The sequence below is a fragment of the Pseudoalteromonas agarivorans genome (genome assembly GCF_024518735.1).
Taxonomy (GTDB): domain Bacteria; phylum Pseudomonadota; class Gammaproteobacteria; order Enterobacterales; family Alteromonadaceae; genus Pseudoalteromonas; species Pseudoalteromonas atlantica.
Genome location: NZ_JANIGJ010000011.1, coordinates 1 through 21613 on the forward strand (window position 1 = coordinate 1; position 21613 = coordinate 21613).

The window sequence follows — 21613 nt, forward strand, 5'->3', positions numbered from 1 at the left end:
AAAACCATTTTCCAGACCTCAGAAAAGTCCAAATTTCTTTGCAATTTTTCACTTTTTCTGAAAAAGCATTCTAGGTTATGTAAAACGTAGCTTTCCAGACTTTCTTCAGATTTTAAATGTAACAGTACGCCCAGACAATGCGCTAAGCCTATTCTGCTTATAACGTTAAAAGCCCTTACAATGTTTTAGTAAGGGCTTTTTTATGCTTTACGCATTTAACCCTATGCAGCACAACTAATTAACTCAACTTATTACAAAAAACACATCATAAATACATAAGGTAAAAATATAACCCATTAATTTAACAGCAAAAAACTTAGACCGATAAATATATAAAAAGTTTCTATAATGTTTTGGCTTTTAGCTATTTTTATAATTAAACTGCCGCGCATTGTTTTCTATTTGAGCTTTTGTATGTTTTTACTGCGATCTTTTATTTACTTATTATGCTTAGCAGGTGTGGCTTTTTTAATTCAGCTTGAAGGTTTTGATTTACAGCAAAATGCACTTTACAGTGAAGAAACACTAACCGAACACATGCAAGATATTTTAACGTTTTTAAGTTGTATGCTGTTTTTCTACGCCTCACGTATTCACTCTGATCTTAAAATAGCCGCGCTGTTACTGGCTGCATTGTCGGCTGCTATGTTTGTTAGAGAATTTGACACCTACCTAGATATGTATGTGTTTGATGGCGCATGGCAAGCAATTGTATATACGCTGTTAGGGAGCGTACTACTTTACTTAAAAGCCCAACGAGGCTTTATTTACAGCTCGTTAAAAGCCTATGCGCAAACACCGAGCTATGGTATTTGTCTATCTGGCTTAGTGACCTTACTCGCTTTTTCGAGAATGATGGGCAAGGGCGAGTTTTGGCACTCAGTTATGGGAGAACAATACGTTCGGGTCGTTAAAAATATTATTGAGGAAGGCATAGAAACCCTAGGTTACACGCTTATTTTTATCGCTGCTATTGAGCTTGTATTGTTTTGCCAAAAATACGCGCAAGCCTCTATTACAGAGCAAACAGCCTAGCTGCTAAGTAATACCGGTTTAATTAAGTATTAGCCATTCTAGCGTGCAAAATAAAGCACTAACAGGGTTATAACGCTATTCACCTATTGCTATAAATGGCTCATAACTTAACACAATTGGTATAAGTGATTTTATGTAGCTTAAATTTGCTAATTGGTTTGATTACTCAATATACTTAGCGTGCCTATTGCTACTCGTATTTGGAAGTTATGATTAAAGACATACTCATGCACCCTTTTTTAGTTTCTGTGCTCGTGCTTGCCATTGCATTTGTGCTTAAAGTACTGGTTGATAAACTAGCAAGAAACCGCGCAGAAAAAAAAGAAAAAGACATTCGTTACATCACTCATAACATTAAGCACTTTATTAATTTTGTTATGGTGCTGTCGCTGCTATTTGTGTGGTCGACCGAAATACAAAATTTTGCGCTGTCTATTGCTGCGTTTGCAGTAGCTATAGTGCTTGCAACACGCGAGTTTATACAATGCGTTATAGGCTTTTTTTACCTAGTAACCACCCGCCCATTTAGAGTAGGTGATTGGATACAAGTAGGTGACTATTTTGGCGAAGTAGCCGAAACAGACTGGGTAAAAACCACCATGCATGAAATAGACATGCACACCTATCAGTTTTCGCGCAAAACAATTTATATTCCAAATAATAAGCTGATCACCAGCTCAATTAAAAACCTTAATTATGTAAAACGCTTTGTTACTCATCATTTTACTATTGTACGCAGAGAGAGCTTTAACCCTTATGTTATTCATGACGAATTAGTCAATCAGGCAAAACTGTACTGCGAAGAGTTTCACGATGTAGCAACACGTTATAATTCGATGATAGAGCGTAAACTCGATGCCAAAATTTCAGGTCCGGCACCGGTTATTCACTTTGGCACTACAGAGCTTGGTGAGTTTAAAGCAAGCTTTACGCTATTTTGCCCAACCAACAAAGCGCTTGAAATAGAGCATAAATTAACTGAGTGTTTTATGGCTTTGTGGTACGAACAGGCGAAGAAGAACAAAGAAGAGCAAAGCGAGGCGTAAACCTCGCATTGGTAACCTATAAAGCGCGAATTGCTTCGCACTTTATTGTTTTATGCGGTGCCACCTACTGTAAGTTGGTCTATTTTAAGGCTTGGTTGACCTACCCCTACAGGAACGCTTTGGCCATCTTTACCGCAGACACCTACGCCTTTATCAAGGGCTAAATCGTTGCCTACCATAGAGATATGCTGCATCACCTCTGGGCCATTGCCAATCAGTGTTGCACCTTTAATTGGCTGGGTAATTTTACCGTTTTCAATTAAATACGCCTCTGATGCGCTAAATACAAACTTACCTGAAGTAATATCTACTTGGCCGCCACCAAAGTTTGGTGCAAATACCCCTTTTTTAACTGAGCTTATAATATCAGCTTGGCTATGCTCGCCCCCTAACATGTAGGTGTTGGTCATACGCGGCATAGGTAAATGCGCATACGACTCACGACGTGCATTACCCGTTGGGTTTACACCCATTAAACGCGCATTGAGCTTATCTTGCATGTAACCTTTTAAAATACCGTTTTCGATAAGTACGTTATAAGCTGCAGGTGTGCCTTCATCGTCAACGTTAAGTGAACCACGGCGATCGGCCATGGTGCCATCATCAACTACTGTACACAGCTCAGACGCTACTTTTTGTCCCACTTTACCGCTAAATGCCGAAGCCCCTTTACGGTTAAAGTCGCCTTCAAGGCCATGGCCTACCGCTTCGTGTAGCAACACGCCAGGCCAGCCATTGCCTAACACAACTTCCATTGTGCCAGCCGGGGCATCAATTGCCTCTAGGTTTACTTTAGCTTGGCGTACTGCTTCTTCGGCAAAGCCCATCCAGCGCGGCTTGCCTTCAACTAGCTCTTTAAAGTAACCATAATCTAAGCGTGCGCCGCCCCCTGCACCACCGCGCTCACGGCGGCCATTTTTTTCAAGTAAAACGGAGCAGTTTAAACGAATAAGCGGGCGTATATCGGTAGCAAACGTGCCATCGCTCGCAGCAATTAATACCTCTTCGTATACAGCCGACATTGAACTAATTACTTGCTCAGCATCAGGGGCGAGTTCGCGTATGTAGTTTTCAAGCTCACGCAATAAACTCACTTTATCGCTGTCACTCATGCTTGATATTGGCTGATGCGGGGCAAATTGCTCTTTTGCTTTTACATCGCTAAATACTTTAATGGTTTTATCTTCGCCTGCATCGGCAATGCTACGAGCCGCCGTTGCGGCTTTGTTTAACGCTTCAAGGTTAATGGCATCAGAGTAAGAAAACCCTGTTTTTTCACCACTAACGGCACGTACACCTACTCCGCGCTCAACATTGTAAGAGCCTTCTTTTACTAAGCCGTCTTCAAGCACCCATGACTCATGATGGCTTGATTGAAAGTATAAATCGGCGTAATCCACTTTATGCTGATGAATATACCCAAGCGTTTTTTCGAGTTCTTCTCGATTTAGCTGGCTGTCGTGTAATAAATGCTGTTCAACCGAATTCATAATAAATGCTCTCTAAATCGTTGATGAGATTGCACGGGCATATCTCTTCTAATTTTATTTAACTGGTTTAGGTCGGCGTAACCGCTTATAAACCCTACCCCACTCTCAAGCGTTGCTATTTGCTCGCCCCATGGTGAAATAATAATACTGTGGCCGTATGTTTGACGGCCATTTTGATGTGTTCCATACTGCGCAGCTGCAATAACGTAACACTGCGTTTCTATTGCGCGTGCTTTTAATAAGGGTTGCCAATGTGCTTGCCCTGTAGGGAGTGTAAAAGCACTGGGCACTAAAATTATTTCAGCCCCTTGGCGCGCAAGTGCACTAAATAATCCACTAAAGCGCAAATCATAACATACTGTTAAGCCAATTTTACCAAACGGTGTAGCAACAACCACCACATCATCGCCTGCCTGAGTAAAGTCTGACTCTCGATAGCTGGCGGTTTTATCGGCCACATCAACATCAAATAAATGCATTTTATTGTACGTGGCTACGCATTCACCTTGGCTATTAAATAAGTGCGAGGCCGCAAAGTATTTATTATTTTTGTGTGGCTCAGGGATGGTGCCCGCATTTAACCAAATATTATGCTTTTTACACAATGCACTTAATTGCTGCTTATAGTGTGTAATACGTTTAGCAACCGCTAGCGTATCATGGCCACTTTTACTAAATACTAAAAACGCCTCGGGTAAACATACAAGCATTGGCCTGGCTGCGGGGAGTTTATTTAACGCCTTGCCAAGGGTTGCCATGTTTTCGTCGGGGTTGGTGCCTGAGCACATTTGCAAAGCAATTATATTGGCGTTTAGCGTACTCATTGTGTTGCTGTTACCGCGGCATCTTTAAGTGTGAGTGTACTGGCCGCTTGCGGCTGATTTTGCGCAGCTTGCGGTAAGGTAACTTCTTTACTTTTACGCTCAAGCTCTTGTACCACAGGGTCATTCATTTTGCCGGTTACTTTAAAGTTAATTTCGGAGATCACCCTTGCTGAGTGAATAACCTTATCAAGCGCTAAAGCGGCAAGCCCTGTGACGGGATTAACCATCCAAGCCACAATAACCGGAATACTAGATGTTACTTGTGGTGCCACAGCTAAATCGTAATCTATTTCAAGGGTGTTTAAATTAGCATAGCCGTTAATCGTTAAATCGGCTGGCACGCCATCCATTTTGGTATTTTTTGTGTAGGCTATACCTTTATCTAGCTGCATAGAGCCTTTTAAGCTGTTGTAAAAAAAGCCTTTTGAAAATACATCTCTAAAATCGAGTTTTAATTTACGCACTAGCGAGTCAAGGCTAAGTAACGAAAATACACGTGCCCCACCATCACTTATTTCAGCAATGTGGCCTTCGCCTAAATCCCACTTAACTTCACCGCCCAAACTAGGTATATCAAAGTCATACGGGGCGCCTTGCCAAGCAAGGTTGTAGTTAATATCGGCTTTTGAGTCTTTTATAGCGGTGGTGATATCAAACTCATCAAATAGCGCGCCTATATCGTCACTTTTAAGTTCACCATTAAATTGCGTAAAGCCACCTTGCCATTGCCCTTTGGTACGTAAAATATGGTCGCCCTTATCAACCACAAGCTCAGAAATACTGAGCTTGTCGCCTTCCCCGACCAGCGAAGCGCTCACTTTATCAAGCTGATAACTTGCCACTTTACAATCTGCACATTCAAATTCAATGGCTGGTACTGTGTTAAGCCACGCTAGGTTTTGCTCTGGCAGTACATCGGTGATCTCAAGATCTTCTTCTACTTTAGGTGCAAAGTTGAGTCTTAAGTAATCGCTATTTATACGTATCGGCTGGCTTGGCTGAGAGCTAGGAATAAACACGTCAGCACGCAGCTCTTTGGCATTAAGCTTTAAATATAAGTCGTTTTGCTGGGGCGCTAAGCGCATTTCAAAATCGTTAAAAATAATGTCGCTAGCATTAACTTTGTCAATATGCGCAACCACTTCATTTAATGGCGGCATAATACCCTCAGACTGCTGGTCTGGCTTAGCTTGAGCGGCTTTAATTATTTGGTCTATTAATTCAAACCATGCTTCTAGTTGCGTTTGTTCAAGGTTAATATTAACGCTTAAATCTTTTTGATTTAGCCCTAAATCTTGTTCACCAAGTACAATATGCATATTACTAAATTGCGGCTGACCGTTTTCTAAAATCGCATTAAAATATAGCTGCTGATTAGCATTAGCCGTAATAAGATTTGAAATATCATCGCCTTGCACTATGCCCGTTAACGGCCAAACCTGTTCACTTGTTTTGCCATAGGGCGCTGGTAGCGTGCTCGTTAACCCTAGTAGCTCTGAGCTAACCTGAGCGCGGTAATTAAAGCCTTGCTCGGTAAAATTAAGTGCAAGGCCTATATCAACTTCACTTTGCCCACTCAGGTACCCTTTCAGTACACCTTGCGCCTGGGTTGTTAGGGTATCTGCATTTAGTAACGCCGTTATATCAATATTAGCGGTGTACTGCTGTGCTTCGCTTGCACTATTATAGTTAATGCTAAGCGGCATACCCAACCATGTAGCGCTGGCATTTTGCATGCTAATTGTATCGTTTTCAAAGCTGAGCTCGCCGCTTAGTTTTTCAAGCGCAATGCCTGGGGCTGCAATATAAACAGGCAAATCGTTTAGTTTTACTTTGCCGCTTACACTGGCTCCACCTTTAAATTTAGAGCCAATCAAAAGTGTTACGCTTGCATCGGCTTGACCTTTACCTTGCACCACTTCAAAAATATTAGCCAGTGGGTTTGCAATGGGGGTGGCTGCAAAAAAGTCATGCAGTTTTTCCATTTGCGCGCGTTTATCTATTTGTACAATGAGTTCATCAGCGTGCATTAAATCGGCAATACTCACTTGCACGCTATCGCCTACTTCTAAATTAACTAACTGGCCTTGCTGGCTGTAAATATCCATTCGCTCGTTGGCAAAGTGCAACTGCACATTGGCGTTAGTTACTGCCGGCCAATTGGGGTCAAACGCGTATGTTGCATTATCTATTTGCGCGAGTACATCAAATTGGCCGCTGCCATCGGTGAAAGGAAAACCTGAAAGCGGGCCAGCAAATAATACTTGCGCCTTAGCTACTTCGCCCCCTTTTATTGCACCGTTTAAGTAGCTTACAAGTTGAGGGCTCATTGCCTTTAACGGAAAGTAGTGCCCAGCTACTGTGGCATCCTCTGCATAGGCTTCTGCGTATAGATCTAACCGAGGATCGTCGCTAAGGCTTACATTTAGCTCAGCCGCTATGGTAACTTCGTTATTATCAAACCAAATATTATTACTGCTTACATTCCAGTAATTATCTGTTTTTGCTAAATCCAGATCGATATTAATTTGGTTGTAATCAATATTTTTACTAAAGCTGTCGCCGGTTATTAAAGTCCCGTTTTCGCCAAATAGCTGCACTCGCCCGCGCTGCTGATTTATAAGCCCCGAGACTCTAAGCGCCTGCGCTGCAGGAATACCAGACACTTCTTGCCAGCCAATATTATTAGCTGAAAACCATAACTGCCATTGCTCATCTGGATTAAGTTCTAGGTAGGCTTGATCGATAAAACCACTTGGTTTGCGGTTTAAAAGTGGCTGTAATGCTTCAAAATTAGTTAACGACGCCAAGTTACTCAGTAAAGAAAGATCAACCTGCTGCAGCCACACTTTATTTTGCTTACCTAAGTTTGCCTCAAATTCTAGACTTGGCCAGGTTGTGTCGTTATTACTAAATGTTAGGCCCGTGCTTTTTAAGTGCCAAGCGTTTGCCTCAGGAAATAAATGAAACCCCCCTTCGCTTAAGCTTACTTGTTTAGCTTGTTGGTTGTTTTGCCAGTGCACAAAGCTAGGTAACCACTGCATTTTTACATCGCTGATAAAACCATTTTCGAGCTTAAGCCAAGACTTTAAGTTTATGTCTGTGTAAAGCTGTTGTTTTTCAGTATTAATATATTGCGCCAACCAATTAGACACATCTACGCTATTTGCTTGAACGTAAATGTCACCCGCTATTTGCTCTATAGTTTTGCCACTAAGTGCGATACGTGCGTCAAAGCTACCCACACTAATGCCGGGCAAGGCGAGGCTGCCGCTTCCTAAATGCTGTTCATCTTGGTTTTGCCATACTATGTTTTCGAGTAATAGTTTGCGCTCTCTACCATCTTCTAAAATAAAATTAATACTCGAATTTTCAATAGCAAAATGCCCAGTATCTCCCAAAAACAGCTCTTCAATTAACTCTTTTTGTTCAAACGAGACATCATCGTTATTAGTGTTATTAAATAAATTTTGAATATTTACACTGGTATGAAAGCCATTAATAACAAAGTAATTAGACTTTAACTGAAAGGCTTTAATGCTCTCCCATAGGTTAAGCTCTAGGCTTGTTTTGGCAATAGTGAGCGATATAGGCGCAGTTTCGTTATCCTTAAAAGAGAGATCTTCTAATACCAAGGCTGGGCCGGCGCCATCCCAACTGGCAGAGATTGCCCCTATAGAAAGACTAATGGCAAATTTATCGTGCAGGTAGGTTTCTATATCGCCTTTGTAGTCGTTTGCATAAGGTAAGGTGTACTTTAAAATAGAAACAATCACGGCCAGTAATACTAAAATTATGGCGCAGGTTTGCCATAACTTTCTAAAACAAAAAAAACAGACCGCTTTCGTTTTCATTACATCATTACCACATCAAACTGCTCTTGGCTGTATAGGCTCTCTGTTTGAATATTGACCTGCTTACCAATAAATAGTTCAAGTTCGGCAAGGTTATGATACTCATCATTGAGTAAGGCTTCACTTACAGCAGGTGCCGCATACACCATGAATTTATCGGCATCGTAGGCACGATTAACGCGCACTATTTCGCGCAGTATTTCATAGCATACGGTTTCGACTGTTTTTTGTGAGCCGCGTCCAGAGCAAGCCGGACATACATCACACAAAATATGCTCAAGGCTTTCGCGGGTGCGCTTACGGGTCATTTCTACTAAGCCTAATGCGCTTAAGCCGTTTATGTTGGCTTTTGCACGGTCTTTAGATAGTGCTGACTCTAGTGAATGTAATACTCTGCGTTTATGATCTTCGCTGATCATATCGATAAAATCGATAATAATAATACCGCCTAAGTTACGCAGGCGTAGCTGCCTAGCAATGGCTGATGTGGCTTCCACATTGGTATTAAAAATGGTTTCTTCTAAATTACGATGCCCTACAAATGCACCTGTATTCACATCAACTGTGGTCATCGCTTCGGTTTGGTCGATAATTAAATAACCGCCCGACTTAAGCGTGACTTTACGATGCAATGCTTTTTGAATTTCGGTTTCAACGTCAAATAAGTCAAAAATTGGGCGCTCACCTGGGTAGTACTCTAGTGCCTGCGAAAGCAAAGGCACAAACTCCTCAGTAAACAGCTTTAGTTCTTGATAGGTTAGCTTAGAGTCAACTCTAATGCGCTCCATATCTTCACCTACGTAGTCGCGCAGGGTTCTAAATGCAAGCGTTAAGTCTTCGTGTAATATACTGGCTTTATTGGTTTTTTTACGACGTGATACAATTTTTTGCCACAGTTTTCGTAAAAATTCAGCATCGTGTCTTAGCTCCGCTTCGCTAGCGCCCTCTGCCGCTGTACGAACAATAAAACTGCCATTATCGTCGCCGTATTCTGCCACTATTTTTTTAAGTCGCGCACGCTCTTCTTCGGTTTCAATACGCTGACTAACACCTACATGCGTAGCGTCTGGCATAAACACTAAATAGCGCGAAGGTATAGTGATATCGGTAGTAAGCCTTGCTCCTTTAGTGCCTAGTGGGTCTTTAACCACTTGCACCATAATGTATTGCCCTTGGCGTACTAGCTCACGTATGTCTTGTACTTTTTTTATTGGCTCGTCGTCTACACCCTCAACTATTGAGGCACTATTGACTATGTCTGATGCATGTAAAAAAGCGGCTTTTTCTAGGCCTATATCAACAAAAGCAGCTTGCATGCCTGGCAGTACGCGGCTTATTTTTCCTAAATAAATATTGCCTACAATACCTAGGTTGCCTATACGCTCTAGTTGAATTTCTTGTAATACACCGTTTTCGATTAGGGCAACACGGCTTTCACTTGGCGTGACATTTATTAGTAATTCTGTACTCATGTTACCTTCTTAAGAATGCTTGTAATAATTGTTCGGTCTCGTATAAAGGTAAGCCTACAACAGCAAAATAGCTACCCGCAATGTGTGTAACAAAGCGACCACCTAAGCCTTGAATGCCATAACCACCGGCTTTATCTTGTGGCTCGTTTGACTTCCAATAGCTATTTATTTCTTCATCGCTGAGGGTTTTAAAGGTCACATCGGTACTCACTACACAACTTAGTACATCTGTTTGTGTAGCAAAAGCAACGGCAGTAAGCACTTGATGTGTATTACCAGATAAACGTTTAAGTGTTGTTATGAAATCGTTTTTATCGCGTGGTTTACCCAATGATTCGTTATCAATAACAACCACAGTATCGCTACCAAGCACTGGACGGTCTGTGTAACCAAGCGCTACGCCTGTTTGCGCTTTTAAGCGAGCTAAGCGCTCAACCAATGCATGAGGCTGCTCGTTTGCAAGTGGGGTTTCATCTGCATCTACACTAAATTGTTCAAACTCAATGCCTAACTGACTCAACAACTCTTTACGTCGCGGGGAGGCTGATGCCAAATATACTGCGGTTGTCATTACCTGATCCTAAAATGTCTACGGTATTTGCGAAGAAGTAAAAAGACCCAAAACCAGCTGACCATACCGGTCGCCACTGGCCACAGGTATTGTGGATTAAAATAAACACCTAATAAAAAGTGATTTAACCAAAATTGCATTAAGTGATACAAGGTTAAAAATAAGCCCACTAATAAGCTTTGCTGCCAAAGCGAAAAGTTACGTATTTTTTGAAAGTTACTTGCGGTCACAAATATACAAATAGAATACGTGAGTGAGTTAACCCCTAATGGCGAGCCTAAGGCTAAGTCCATGAGTAGGCCAACAACCCACGCGGTACCAATATTTAATCTATGCGGCACTGCCAGTGACCAGTACATTAATACCAGTAACACCCAATCAGGTCTGAAGGGCTCAAATGAAAAAGGCAGTGGCATTAATGCCATAATTAAAGCAAAAAAGATGCTTAGGGCAATTAACAATGAATAACGATTAATCATCGCTGATTTGCTCCTGTTGATTGCGCCATAAAATAACCAACAAACGAATACGGTCTAGCTGTGCAATAGGCTCTGCAAATACTTGAGCAAATGGGCGCCCTTCATCGCGGTTTATTTCGGTGACAACGGCCACCGGATAACCTTCAGGAAACGTACCGCCAAGCCCCGAGGTCACGAGTACATCGCCAATGCGCACATCAAGGCTATGAGGTACATGCGAAAGCTTAACAACGTTAATTTTACCTATGCCTTCAACTACCGTGCGTACGTCGTTTCGTAGTATACGTACCGGCGTAGCATGAGTTGTGTCGGTCATTAGTAGCACGCGCGATGTGGTAGAGCCTACTTTTGTTAATTGGCCAACAACCCCCATTTCATCAATTACCGCTTGGCCTTCGCTCAGGCCGTCGGTGGTACCGCGGTTAATAACCACTTGATGACTATAAGGGTTTGAATGTACAGAAAGTACTTGGGCTATTTTTTTACGATTAGATTGCTTAGCCGATGAGCCAAGTAAAGCGCGTAGCTTTTGGTTTTCGCGGGCTAAAAATTGGTATTGCTGCAATTGCTCGCTTTGTAGCATTTGCTTTTTTTTCAGCGCTTCGTTTTCGCTCAGTAACTGATCGCGGGTATGCAGGCTTTTAGCACCTAAGCTAAATATTTCGTAAGGTAGGTTGGCAACGTAAATTAATGGGCTGACAAGTGTATTGAGGCTTGTACGTACAACCGTACCGCCTTGTGTAAACTTATCGCCCGCAATGAGCACTATGCTCAAAAGCACTGCGACAAAAAGTCGCAGTTGCAAAGAGATGGTTTGTCCAAACAGTAATTTCATTAATCGTAGCTAAAAACGTCACCACCATGAACATCAATCATTTCAAGTGCTTTACCGCCGCCACGTGCTACACACGTAAGTGGATCATCGGCAACAACCACAGGAATGCCTGTTTCTTCCATTAATAAACGATCTAAATCTTTTAATAGTGCACCACCGCCAGTCAGCACCATACCGTGAGCTGAAATATCTGATGCAAGCTCAGGTGGCGACTGCTCAAGTGCAACCATTACCGCACTTACAATGCCCATTAGCGGCTCTTGGAGTGCTTCTAAAATTTCGTGCGAGTTAAGTGTAAATGAGCGAGGAACACCTTCGGCTAAGTTACGACCGCGTACTTCAATTTCAATTGGTTCGTCAGTTTTAAAAGCAGAGCCAATTTGATGTTTAATATTTTCAGCCGTTGCTTCACCAATTAGGCTACCAAAGTTACGGCGTACATAATTAATAATGGCTTCATCAAATTTATCGCCACCAATACGCACAGACGATGAGTAAACAACACCGTTTAGTGAAATAATAGCAACTTCGGTAGTACCACCACCAATATCAACAACCATAGAACCAGTTGCTTCTGATACTGGTAGCCCAGCACCAATTGCTGCGGCCATTGGCTCTTCAATTAGGTACACTTCGCGCGCGCCGGCACCCATTGCTGATTCGCGGATTGCACGCTTTTCTACTTGGGTTGCACCACACGGTACACAAATAAGTACACGCGGGCTTGGGCGCATAAAGTTATTGTTGTGCACTTGTTTTATAAAGTGTTGTAACATTTTTTCGGTTACATAAAAGTCGGCTATTACGCCATCTTTCATTGGGCGAATCGCTTTAATATTACCCGGTGTACGCCCTAGCATTTGTTTTGCTTCTGTACCCACAGAAGCAACACTTTTAGGTCCACCAGCGCGTTCTTGACGAATAGCTACAACTGAAGGTTCGTTAAGTACAATACCTTCTTCTTTTACATAGATAAGGGTATTGGCTGTACCCAAGTCGATCGATAGATCGTTTGAAAAAATACCACGGAGTTTTTTAAACATGAGGCTGGATGACCTTTGAAATACGTTCTTATGTTAGCTGCACTCACTTTAACATGCCTAATTAGATGAGCAATATAAAGCGCAACTACCTTTGTTAATTTGTGAAAAAAGGAAGCTAGGCTTCCTTGGTTAAATGCTATCGTTCGCGGACTAAGCGAAAGCCAATGTAGTTAGATCTAAAATCTGGCGCTAAAATTAATCGTGTTGAAGCACGTGCAAGGCTTGGTGCAAAGTTCCACGCCCCGCCTCTTACTGCAACATCAGATTCGCCTGATTCTTTAGCTGTCCATTCCCACACATTGCCTACGGTGTCGTATAATCCAAATGCGTTAGGAGAAAAAGAACCCACCGGTGCTGCACGTTTGTTTGACCATTCGCTACCACACCAACCACAGTTAGCTAAATTTTTACCTATTTCGTTACCCCAAGGGTATTCTGTTTCTGTACCTGCGCGAGCGGCGTATTCCCATTCAACTTCATTAGGTAAACGGTACTGCTGCCCGGTTTCGCCAGAGAGCCATTCGGCGTACGCTTTCGCGTCGTTAAATGTTAAACACACAGCAGGAAAATCGCTGCTTTGTTCAAAACCTGGGTTACGCCAGTTTAAATTAGCTTCCCATACGGGTTCGCCATTTAAATAATAAGCACACCCTTTGCTTTGCTCTGCTTGTGTTTTATACCCAGTACTTGCTACAAACGCTTCGTAGGCACCTACGGTAACCTCTTTGGTTTGCATTGCAAATGAGCTGGCTATCACTTTTTCAATAACCGGGCGTTCATTTGCTAAACCATTGCCGTTAATATCGCCCATCTTAAATTTACCGGCGGGCACAACTACAACATTATTTTGTACATCAGCAGAGCGATTAGTGCTTGCTGTACGACTTACAGGTTTTGGTTGCTCGCGAGTGTAAGCCGGTGCAGCAATCGACTCAGACTTTTTTACTAAGTTAGCATGAATAGTCTGTGCTTTAGTTAAATCAACTCTTACTTTGTAAGGCTTATAACCTAATTTACGTATTTCTACGTTATGCACACCACGCGGTAAACGCGTAACTAAACGCGTAGAGCCAAAGCTCACCCCATCAATAAACACTTCATCATCGTAAACATTTGAACGTAAAGTCAGCTCAACTTGCTGATTTTTCTCTTTATTTATAATTGATGGATAGTTTTTTTTTGTAGGTGCAGCTTTCACTGAGTAATCGCGCACTGGCTGATTGTTCATTCGCGATACAGACACAGTGTCGGTATTATCCGCGGCGTTGCTGAATGTTAACTGACTATCAGAGTAGGTTGTACCGTAACCAGGCTGATACGCTGTCGCGAGCGGCGAGCCATATTCAGAACAATAACGGTTATCTACGTTTAATAAGTTACATAGGCGGCTGCTGTTTACTTCGCCGCGCATGGTTACGCTTAAGTTAACGTTGTAATTGCCTTGTCCGCTAAATGCACTGTTAACTACATGGCTACTTAAAATTTGTACTTGCGCGCCTGCCATGTTGCGTTTTGGTTCAACAATTCGCTCTTCTGTTAAATTAGCAAATATTTGATCAACAAAGCGCTTAGTGGCTTTTTGTAAACCCATTTGCTGGCCGCGTTGCTCACAGGCTGCGAGCGTTTCGGTACGCTTACAGTTAATTGTGTGGTTTACTTCCAGTGTACCTTCGCGGGTAAACTCATTACGTAAACGCTCGACTCGGGCTGTAGTTAATTGCTCTTTTAAGCTTTCTAAGGTGTTTAAAAGCGTATGTTTTGCAACACGAATTTGCTCTATATCTTTACGATGAGATGCAATTGCCGCCAACTGCATTGAGATGTCGTCTTTATTTTGCTTATGATCAACCACGGCTTTTTGATAGCGCGATTGGGCAGCACTAATATCAAGCGTAGGATCGTCAATTAAGCGGCGATACATTTCGTTCATCGCATCAAGTGCTTGGTTTTTCTCTTTATCTAGCTCTGTAGAGCGAGAACGAAGTAGTTCAAGTTGGTTTTGTAACTGACTTTCTTCTTTTAAGTGTTTTTCAAGTATTTGTGTCGAGTTATCGTATTCTGTTTGTTTAATACTAATCTCTGATTCAATTCCGGTTACTGTTGCTGTGTCTTGTGCAAATGCACTACTAGCTAACAAACTAGCGGAAATTAACAGAGATAAAGGAGCAATTCGCATATATTCCAGTCCCAAAAAGCGGCAATTATTTGGTCGTTATTATTGTTTATTAGAGTGTACTCACTTTTGAAAGCTGAACATTTTTCAACCATCAAAAATCAATACACCCAATGCCTTATGCTATGTACTTGAAGCACAAAACACAAGCTTTGTTCAATTATTATCTTAGTTTACAACTATTCTCTTGTTTCACGCCAGTAAATAACCCGATCATTTCCTCTAAAGCGACCAAATTGCAAAATAGCATGGGGATCTTGCTGTGAATTATCACCAAGCCAATCCCACTTTAACCAATTTTCTGTTTCGTATTCTAATGTAAATGTACCACTGCCATTTGGTATTGCATAAATAGCATTGTTTGTAGGGTAGCTGCCTGCCTCTAATGAACCCGCTGCGCCTGCACCATACTCATAGCTTAATATTGGCGTTGAAGGCGATATTTGGGATAACTGCGGATGCTCAAATACACTGCAGTTATCTTCGGTATTTAATACAAAGCCTGTTCCATCAAAGTACTGAGCCTGCATAGGCACACGTAATGAGTCTAAATCTGAGCCGGCATTGTTGCCTAGCACTAAGCGTCCAAAGCGAAAGTCTATTGGCACATCGTTTAAACGCACACTATTGCAATCAGTGCTGCAGCTTGCTTGCGTACTCGGCTCATCGTTGGCATCAATTAACGTAGCGCCTTCTGTATTAGTGACGGTGGCCATAAGGTTAACCATAGTAAATGGGCCGTCGGGGTTATTTATAGCCAAGCGCGTTAACATGGCAGTGCTGTCGCTCATTTGCCATTGTCCATCGGCTAGGGTGTTCCAACTATTGCTGCTTATATTGGCTAACCTGCTGGTTAGCGTGGTTGCTGGTACATAATTACCAGCTTGATTGTTTTCGGCATTTATTTGTACTTGGGCTTTTTCAAAGCCTTGTTTGTAATTAGCCATTAGCTGGTTGTTATGATTAAGTGCTTGTACCGTAAAACCAAGCTCAAAGGGCTGATCTAAATAGGTTAAATTACTGCCTAACTGTGTACATTGCGCAGCAGCTTGAACACCTAATACTTGATAGTGCGATGGAGCAAACCGCCCTACGTTGTTTAGCTGCCCTTTTACATCGCCCACACCAAAATAATCGCCATCTTGTAAACCCGCAAACACGTTTATAATACCCACTTGGTCATAAGCGTACTGCGATATGGACTCACTCAAGCTTCCTGTATCAGTAAAAGCAAGGGTACTTAGCGCTTCAATTTGCCCCTCATTACCAGAGCTGGGTAATACTAAGCTCTGTGTTACTAAAGGAGACTCGCTAATGAAGTGTTTGGCAATGGGATTGCTATGAATAGCGCTATAGTTATCAGGTATTCCATCGTTGTTATTGTCTTGCCCTGCGCGCCACTGTACTGCATTCATTTTTAAATCAAATGACTCACCCGTTAATCTAAATAAACTATCGTTTGCTGTTTGGGCATAGCCGTCACTTGCAACTTGCATCGCTAACCCAAAGGGCTTAACTACATATTCGTTAGAGCTGCCGGTTAAGCTTACTGATAAATTAGTTACTGGGTCTAATACAATTGTTGCCCGTGCATTTAAACTTAATTTAGCGGCATCAGGGTAGTTAATAGCAATAGGGGCTTTTGAGTCTTGATCGAAGGTGAGCGAAAAAGTTTGATATGCTTGCTGCACGCTATACGTATTCGCATTATTACTAAGTTGTATTGGATCTGAACACGCAGCGCCGGCACTGCAGGTATAAGCTAAATCTAAATCAACTTGGCCACCTGCAGGGAATGCGGCTTCGCATACGCCTGTTGTGGTATTTGTTTTAACCGCTTGAATGGATAGCTCGGCGGCATTAAAACCCTCGCTAGAGGGTTTACCAGATAATTGAGTGGGGATACTCGCTGTATTGGCTGTGTCGTTATTAAAAATAAACCCTGCATCAGAAAAAACCACTTTGCACCCGCCCAGCCCTACGTTATTACCATTAATATAACAACGCAGCGGTGCAGATGGGTCGGCGGTATTATAGCCAAGTGTGACTGTCCCTGTGGTACGCTTTGCAAGCGCTACGGTGGCAGAGCCTGTAAAGGTAATATTTTCACCGCTTACCCAGCTTTGCTGGCCACTGTTATCTGGAGACAGGTCAAGTGCGGAAGGCTCATCATACAGTAAATCACATGCATCGTTTGCACAGGCGGTTAATGTCATTTCTTTTGCTTGGCAGGTTAAGCCTTGGTTATCACTTAATGATATGCGGTAGTGATCAAGCAAAACCGGCGTAAAAATACCGCAAAATCCAGGAATACTCTCTGGCACTGTTAACGCATCAAACGTAGAGCTGCCCTCGGTTATTACTTGTGTTGCAGCGGTTATAGAGCCCTGGTATGTGACATTTTGGGCAATTCTTACCTCCCCCGTTGCGACAATGTATGCAGCAATATTTGCATCGGCCGCAATGGCAACATCCCCATCGACATATATAGCTAAATACGCTCCTTCCTCAACCGCAATATTCGTTTTGCCTATGTTCAAAAATGCGCTAGAAATTAGCGACGATGTATCTTTTAAAAAGATACGGGTGGGCGCTGTTACCTTGTACTCATCTTCCAATAAGTTAAGTGCTAGTTCGTCATAAAAATAATCACCAGCTAACGATACAGGCACATCTCCGGTGGAGCTTCCATCGTTTGTGACCGTGGGTACTTGCGCAGCTTGATTTGGCTCAAGGGAGTTATACCCAGTGGCTACACAGCCTTGGCCATTACACAAAGGTGGGTTGGTGAGTGCAGTTGATATTAAATTAGTGGTGGTAATAAATTGTGCATTGCTATCGGTTATTTCCACACCTTGAACAAGCTGCACTTGTCCATCATTGTAGGTAGAAATAGCGCCAGGAAATAAAGTATCGCAATCTAAAATATCGCCATTAAATACAAACGTACTGGTCATGGCTAATATAGAGGCTTCTTCTTTTACGTGGTTACGCTCTCTGTCGCCATCACGGTCTTCATCAACCACCAGCCCTAACCGATCCGCTCTTAAATTACAGCTGCGCAGCCACCCACCGTCTTCTTCAAGTCGGGAATTTTTACTTGCCACCACCAGCGGTGCCTCACTAAAGTTATTGTTAAAATTAAAGTAGTTACACCCATCATTCCAACCATCAACTTCGAATCCTGTAAAAAAGGTCTCCCACGACACTTCTACCCCATTGTCATCGGTAAAGGTGCGATTACTGCCAGGCTCTACAGCCATGTAGGCCACCGTTTCAGTTTGAATAACACCTAATGCGGTTTCTGAGGCCTCTAACGCTATATTTACCCCGCTTGTAGATAAGGAACCACTTTGCACTGCAATGGTTAAAAAAGGCACAAGCGCTTGAGACGGCGGGTTACTATCTAAACTATTTAGTGTTTGTAACGAATGGAAAAAGTTAGGCCTTAAGGCAAATGGTTTATTAAAAGTCAGTGATTTGTAACCTTTAGGTGTGATGGGGGCAAACCCCGACTTATCACCGTATTGTAGCTCAAGGCGTAAGTCGGTGTTTCCCACTTCCATAATGGTCCCATCAGGAAATTCATGCACTCCATATTCTACCGCTAAATAGTGCGCGCCCATGGTTATATGCTCACCATCTTCTCCTGAGGGCTCAAGTGGCAATGCTTCAAACCCTGTGGTTGTTACATTGCGTATTCTCACTATAGCGGGGTTACCGCCTTGATTAGTGGACAACATAAATACCGCAGGAGGGGTTATGTATTGCTGCTGAAAATTTATTTTTGTCCATATGGGTGAAGTGTACGTGTCTTGTAGCTCTATAAATCGCCCTTCAATTTTAGGCGGTACAGCCATAGCGCATCGGCTTAGTAGCAAACTTATTAAACATAAAATACAGAGGGTATATTTGCTCATGGTAATGTTTTAGCCTCCACACTTAGAGTACGTTGGGTTTGCCAATATTCCTTTTGACATGCTGCACCGGCAGCACAATCATTGGCGGCGCACGTTGCAGAGCTTTGTAAGTAGTAAATATTAACGGTGCCAGAGCGGGTGCTGCTATCGGGTAAGGCTATGTATTCACTACAGCTCAGTTCAACTTCACAATTGGCTAGATAGAGGGTGCTAAAATTCCTACTGGTGGTTACTGCACTGCATGTTTGCGCAGTGCTATTTAGTGCAAAAATTTCGCTTAAGCCGGTTTCTAATCCGCTTTGGGCTGCCATGTAAGCGCGCGCGCCGTAATACTCAATGGTATTTTGCTGCGCCGCACCCGATAACACTTTAGAAAGCGCCAGCCCTAGTGCCAGCAAAGTGACAATGATCACCAACGTAATTATGAGCAAATTACCCTGCTGCTTTTTAGCAAAACTGATGTTTTTTATATTAAGGGACATTAGGCACATGCACCTCATGGCTAATACTTATTTGTTCGGTGTCGTTAAACCCCATTTGCGCAAACACATTAACAACCGCGCTGCGCTGTAGCGAAATCTCACTTAACGTAAAAAAGGCTCTGCTCGTTAAGTTATTGGCAATATAATTACTCATTAAATCGCGTTTAACGCCCGAGCTAACCTGTAAGCTGGCGGCGTTTAATTGGTTTGTAGTAAAGCCGTAGTTGCTATAGCGGTACAGTGAATTACCTTCTACACAAAAGCTAATTGGCTGATCTAATAAATAAAGGCGCTTACTCGGTGACTCTTGAGCAAATGCTTTGCTAAATTGCCATGTATCTAGCTCACTTGTAACGGCGCTGTAGCCGCTAACTTGTAGGCGCTTATTTTGACTTTCATCGTATATATCGCTGCTATTTAATGGATAAATACTTGCCCAATCGTTTATTTGTGGCTCAGTTAAATTATTAAGCGCAAAATTCACGGCGGTAATCTCAAAAGGGGCGCTAGTGGGTAAGTAATCGGTATAATGAGTGGCAGATAAAAACGGCGTAAATTCTAAACATTGCTGCGTGCTACACGATCCATTGCTGGCGTTGTCGCAATTTAAGCGCAGTGAGTTAGGGGTTGCATGGCGAAGCTCTTTACTTAATCGGGTTAAAACAAAGCGACTTTGCGCCACCGCTTCTTGGCGTTTCACACCTTGGCTGTAAATATTAAATCCAGCGCTAATAAACGAAAATGACGCTACGGCTAAAATGCCAATAATTACCATAACGAGTAATAGCTCAACTAAGGTAAAGCCACGCTTTTGCTTTGCTCTATTCATTAGTAATTACCTTTATATGCACTAAAGCCGTACACTTGCCCCAAGGGTGAGGTTACTTCAATGGTAATTCGTTTAAAGGCAACGCCATCGTTATTGGTTGCCTCGTTTAGGTCGCTGTCGTATTGCACGTTCACAACCAGTGAAAAGTCGCTGTATTGCGCTAATGTATTCCCTAAACTATCACTAATAGGCTGCCCTGTGAGCGCAATATAATCATCAACATCGTTAAAATCAGCCCGTGCTTCACCGCTATCAGCACCAAGCTCAGAATGAGTACTACAAGGCTGGGCCCCTAAGCTTGTTTCGGAACAGCGCCTAAATGGTGGCGTGCGCTCGCTATGTTCATCAAATGATTTAGCTAATATTTCGTTCATTAATGCTTGCCCAAGCTCTGAGGCCCTGAGTGCGACAATAGGCTTGGCACTTTGCTTTGCTTGAGGTGCTATAAGCGCTGTAATAATACTTAGCGCAATAGCAAACATTACAATGCCAATAATCAGCTCAATTAAGGTAAAACCTGATTGTATTTTAGGGGCAGGCATAAATAAGCCCTTCACCGCTAATGCACACCGCGGCTAGACCCAGGTCAATTTTACATTGTACTGTGCAATTTTGATCTGCTCGCCCAAGTGGGTCAAAGTTAATTTGCGTAAACACATTAGCATTGCTATCCAAGGCATTAAATCGTACGTCGCTGCGCTCGGTATTGATAGCAACAACTAAATACTCGCTATTATTGGTACTTGGGCCGCCAGTACAGGTTTCTGGCTCTGGCCCCGCAACCAAGGTAGGTGAAATATACAGTTTATGGCAGCTGCTTGTTGCAGTATTTTGCATCGCGCGTAATTGTACTGTGCGTAGGGCGTTTAATACCCTATCTCTGTATGAGTATGCTTGCTCTGTTGAACTTCCTAGCAACTTGGGCACTGCCGTTACCGACAGTATGCCCAAAATAACTAAAGTAATAATTAATTCAACCAGTGTGAAGCCACGCAATCGTTGATTACTACTGCTATTCATTTATGTAAATTAACACCCACTCGTAATAAGCGTAACAGTAGGAGGCGTCACAGACACAGGCGGTGTGCCGTCGTTTGCATCTGCTGCTTGTGTATACTCAATACGGCAATCATCAGTTTGCACGTAGCTATTAGGGAAAATAATTGCTTTTTCATCAGCAGCAACTGCTACAAGGTTAAAATCTGCAGAATCATCAGATGCAAATTCTACATCTAAAAAAGCTTCAAAAGCTGCTTCTGTCGCTGCAGGGTAGCCATACACTGTAGATACTGCATCGCCGGTATCAACAGTAACCGTTGCACTCGCTTTTTTGTGGTCACTTGCGATAATAGATTTACCATTTACGATATTCATACCACTGCGAATTGAGCCTTGTAAACCTTCGAGTGTAGAAGCGTTAGCATCACCCTGCAGGTTTAAAAAACGAGGGGCAGCGGTCACCGCTAAAATACCTAAAATTACAATTACAATTATTAGTTCAACAAGCGTAAAACCTGCTTGCTTATTCATTGGTTGTTTTAATGACTGCGTTTTCATAAG

General features: G+C 42.5%; 17 protein-coding genes. 2 read left to right on the forward strand and 15 right to left on the reverse strand.

Features of this window, described 5'->3' with window-relative positions:
- Positions 1–459 precede the first annotated feature (459 nt).
- Together NQT65_RS16830 and NQT65_RS16835 are read left to right on the forward strand one after the other, a co-directional pair.
- Entirely contained in the window at positions 460–1035 is a 576-nt protein-coding gene (locus tag NQT65_RS16830) for a hypothetical protein (protein ID WP_249326125.1), read from the forward strand.
- 209 nt (positions 1036–1244) lie between these two features.
- A complete protein-coding gene (locus tag NQT65_RS16835; RefSeq protein ID WP_055254579.1) occupies positions 1245–2081 on the forward strand; it encodes a mechanosensitive ion channel family protein in 837 nt (278 codons plus the stop codon).
- A 50-nt stretch (positions 2082–2131) separates the two neighbouring features.
- Here the strand turns inward: NQT65_RS16835 and tldD are convergent, their stop codons facing one another.
- The 15 genes from tldD to NQT65_RS16910 all read right to left on the reverse strand — a co-directional run bounded on the left by tldD (position 2132) and on the right by NQT65_RS16910 (position 21610).
- Complete coding sequence (tldD, locus tag NQT65_RS16840) at positions 2132–3571, reverse strand: metalloprotease TldD (RefSeq protein ID WP_024032486.1); 1440 nt, start codon at positions 3569–3571, stop codon at positions 2132–2134.
- Positions 3568–4395: a carbon-nitrogen hydrolase family protein gene (locus NQT65_RS16845; protein WP_256851614.1), complete on the reverse strand. Its 828-nt coding sequence runs from the start codon at positions 4393–4395 to the stop codon at positions 3568–3570. The genes tldD and NQT65_RS16845 overlap by 4 nt, the downstream gene beginning before the upstream one ends.
- Complete coding sequence (locus tag NQT65_RS16850; RefSeq protein ID WP_256851615.1) at positions 4392–8249, reverse strand: YhdP family protein; 3858 nt, start codon at positions 8247–8249, stop codon at positions 4392–4394. Before NQT65_RS16850 ends, NQT65_RS16845 begins: the two co-directional genes overlap by 4 nt.
- Entirely contained in the window at positions 8249–9721 is a 1473-nt protein-coding gene (rng, locus tag NQT65_RS16855) for a ribonuclease G (RefSeq protein WP_004585759.1), read from the reverse strand. The genes NQT65_RS16850 and rng overlap by 1 nt, the downstream gene beginning before the upstream one ends.
- A gap of 1 nt (position 9722) precedes the next feature.
- Positions 9723–10292 (reverse strand): Maf family protein, encoded by a 570-nt coding sequence (locus tag NQT65_RS16860; RefSeq protein WP_256851616.1) that lies wholly within the window; start codon positions 10290–10292, stop codon positions 9723–9725.
- Entirely contained in the window at positions 10292–10771 is a 480-nt protein-coding gene (gene mreD, locus NQT65_RS16865) for a rod shape-determining protein MreD (protein WP_004585757.1), read from the reverse strand. Before mreD ends, NQT65_RS16860 begins: the two co-directional genes overlap by 1 nt.
- Positions 10764–11606, reverse strand: a complete 843-nt coding sequence (gene mreC / locus NQT65_RS16870; protein ID WP_024032490.1) for a rod shape-determining protein MreC — start codon at positions 11604–11606, stop codon at positions 10764–10766. The genes mreD and mreC overlap by 8 nt, the downstream gene beginning before the upstream one ends.
- On the reverse strand, positions 11606–12649 hold the full coding sequence (locus tag NQT65_RS16875) for a rod shape-determining protein (RefSeq protein WP_002958401.1): 1044 nt from the start codon (positions 12647–12649) through the stop codon (positions 11606–11608). The genes mreC and NQT65_RS16875 overlap by 1 nt, the downstream gene beginning before the upstream one ends.
- 136 nt (positions 12650–12785) lie before the next feature.
- Entirely contained in the window at positions 12786–14825 is a 2040-nt protein-coding gene (locus NQT65_RS16880; protein ID WP_004585755.1) for an SUMF1/EgtB/PvdO family nonheme iron enzyme, read from the reverse strand.
- Between the two features lie 176 nt (positions 14826–15001).
- Positions 15002–18682 (reverse strand): H-type lectin domain-containing protein, encoded by a 3681-nt coding sequence (locus NQT65_RS16885; RefSeq protein ID WP_256851617.1) that lies wholly within the window; start codon positions 18680–18682, stop codon positions 15002–15004.
- A 56-nt stretch (positions 18683–18738) separates the two neighbouring features.
- Positions 18739–19224, reverse strand: coding sequence for an agglutinin biogenesis protein MshP (locus tag NQT65_RS16890; RefSeq protein WP_256851618.1), 486 nt, complete (start codon positions 19222–19224; stop codon positions 18739–18741).
- A complete protein-coding gene (locus NQT65_RS16895; RefSeq protein WP_256851619.1) occupies positions 19214–20053 on the reverse strand; it encodes a PulJ/GspJ family protein in 840 nt (279 codons plus the stop codon). The genes NQT65_RS16890 and NQT65_RS16895 overlap by 11 nt, the downstream gene beginning before the upstream one ends.
- A complete protein-coding gene (locus NQT65_RS16900) occupies positions 20053–20595 on the reverse strand; it encodes a type IV pilus modification PilV family protein (protein ID WP_256851620.1) in 543 nt (180 codons plus the stop codon). The genes NQT65_RS16895 and NQT65_RS16900 overlap by 1 nt, the downstream gene beginning before the upstream one ends.
- Positions 20582–21073, reverse strand: a complete 492-nt coding sequence (locus tag NQT65_RS16905) for a type IV pilin protein (protein ID WP_121636902.1) — start codon at positions 21071–21073, stop codon at positions 20582–20584. Before NQT65_RS16905 ends, NQT65_RS16900 begins: the two co-directional genes overlap by 14 nt.
- Before the next feature lie 9 nt (positions 21074–21082).
- Complete coding sequence (locus NQT65_RS16910; RefSeq protein WP_126005700.1) at positions 21083–21610, reverse strand: prepilin-type N-terminal cleavage/methylation domain-containing protein; 528 nt, start codon at positions 21608–21610, stop codon at positions 21083–21085.
- Between the last annotated feature and the right edge of the window lie 3 nt (positions 21611–21613).

Coding starts and splice junctions, on each gene's coding strand:
- NQT65_RS16900 (WP_256851620.1), bottom strand. CDS start 20,595: ATGCCTGCCCCTAAAATACAATCAGGTTTTACCTTAATTGAGCTGATT.
- NQT65_RS16835 (WP_055254579.1), top strand. CDS start 1,245: ATGATTAAAGACATACTCATGCACCCTTTTTTAGTTTCTGTGCTCGTG.
- NQT65_RS16880 (WP_004585755.1), bottom strand. CDS start 14,825: ATGCGAATTGCTCCTTTATCTCTGTTAATTTCCGCTAGTTTGTTAGCT.
- NQT65_RS16850 (WP_256851615.1), bottom strand. CDS start 8,249: ATGAAAACGAAAGCGGTCTGTTTTTTTTGTTTTAGAAAGTTATGGCAA.
- NQT65_RS16885 (WP_256851617.1), bottom strand. CDS start 18,682: ATGGCTGTACCGCCTAAAATTGAAGGGCGATTTATAGAGCTACAAGAC.
- NQT65_RS16860 (WP_256851616.1), bottom strand. CDS start 10,292: ATGACAACCGCAGTATATTTGGCATCAGCCTCCCCGCGACGTAAAGAG.
- NQT65_RS16910 (WP_126005700.1), bottom strand. CDS start 21,610: ATGAAAACGCAGTCATTAAAACAACCAATGAATAAGCAAGCAGGTTTT.
- mreC (WP_024032490.1), bottom strand. CDS start 11,606: ATGAAATTACTGTTTGGACAAACCATCTCTTTGCAACTGCGACTTTTT.
- NQT65_RS16895 (WP_256851619.1), bottom strand. CDS start 20,053: ATGAATAGAGCAAAGCAAAAGCGTGGCTTTACCTTAGTTGAGCTATTA.
- NQT65_RS16890 (WP_256851618.1), bottom strand. CDS start 19,224: ATGTCCCTTAATATAAAAAACATCAGTTTTGCTAAAAAGCAGCAGGGT.
- NQT65_RS16845 (WP_256851614.1), bottom strand. CDS start 4,395: ATGAGTACGCTAAACGCCAATATAATTGCTTTGCAAATGTGCTCAGGC.
- NQT65_RS16905 (WP_121636902.1), bottom strand. CDS start 21,073: ATGAATAGCAGTAGTAATCAACGATTGCGTGGCTTCACACTGGTTGAA.
- rng (WP_004585759.1), bottom strand. CDS start 9,721: ATGAGTACAGAATTACTAATAAATGTCACGCCAAGTGAAAGCCGTGTT.
- mreD (WP_004585757.1), bottom strand. CDS start 10,771: ATGATTAATCGTTATTCATTGTTAATTGCCCTAAGCATCTTTTTTGCT.
- NQT65_RS16875 (WP_002958401.1), bottom strand. CDS start 12,649: ATGTTTAAAAAACTCCGTGGTATTTTTTCAAACGATCTATCGATCGAC.
- tldD (WP_024032486.1), bottom strand. CDS start 3,571: ATGAATTCGGTTGAACAGCATTTATTACACGACAGCCAGCTAAATCGA.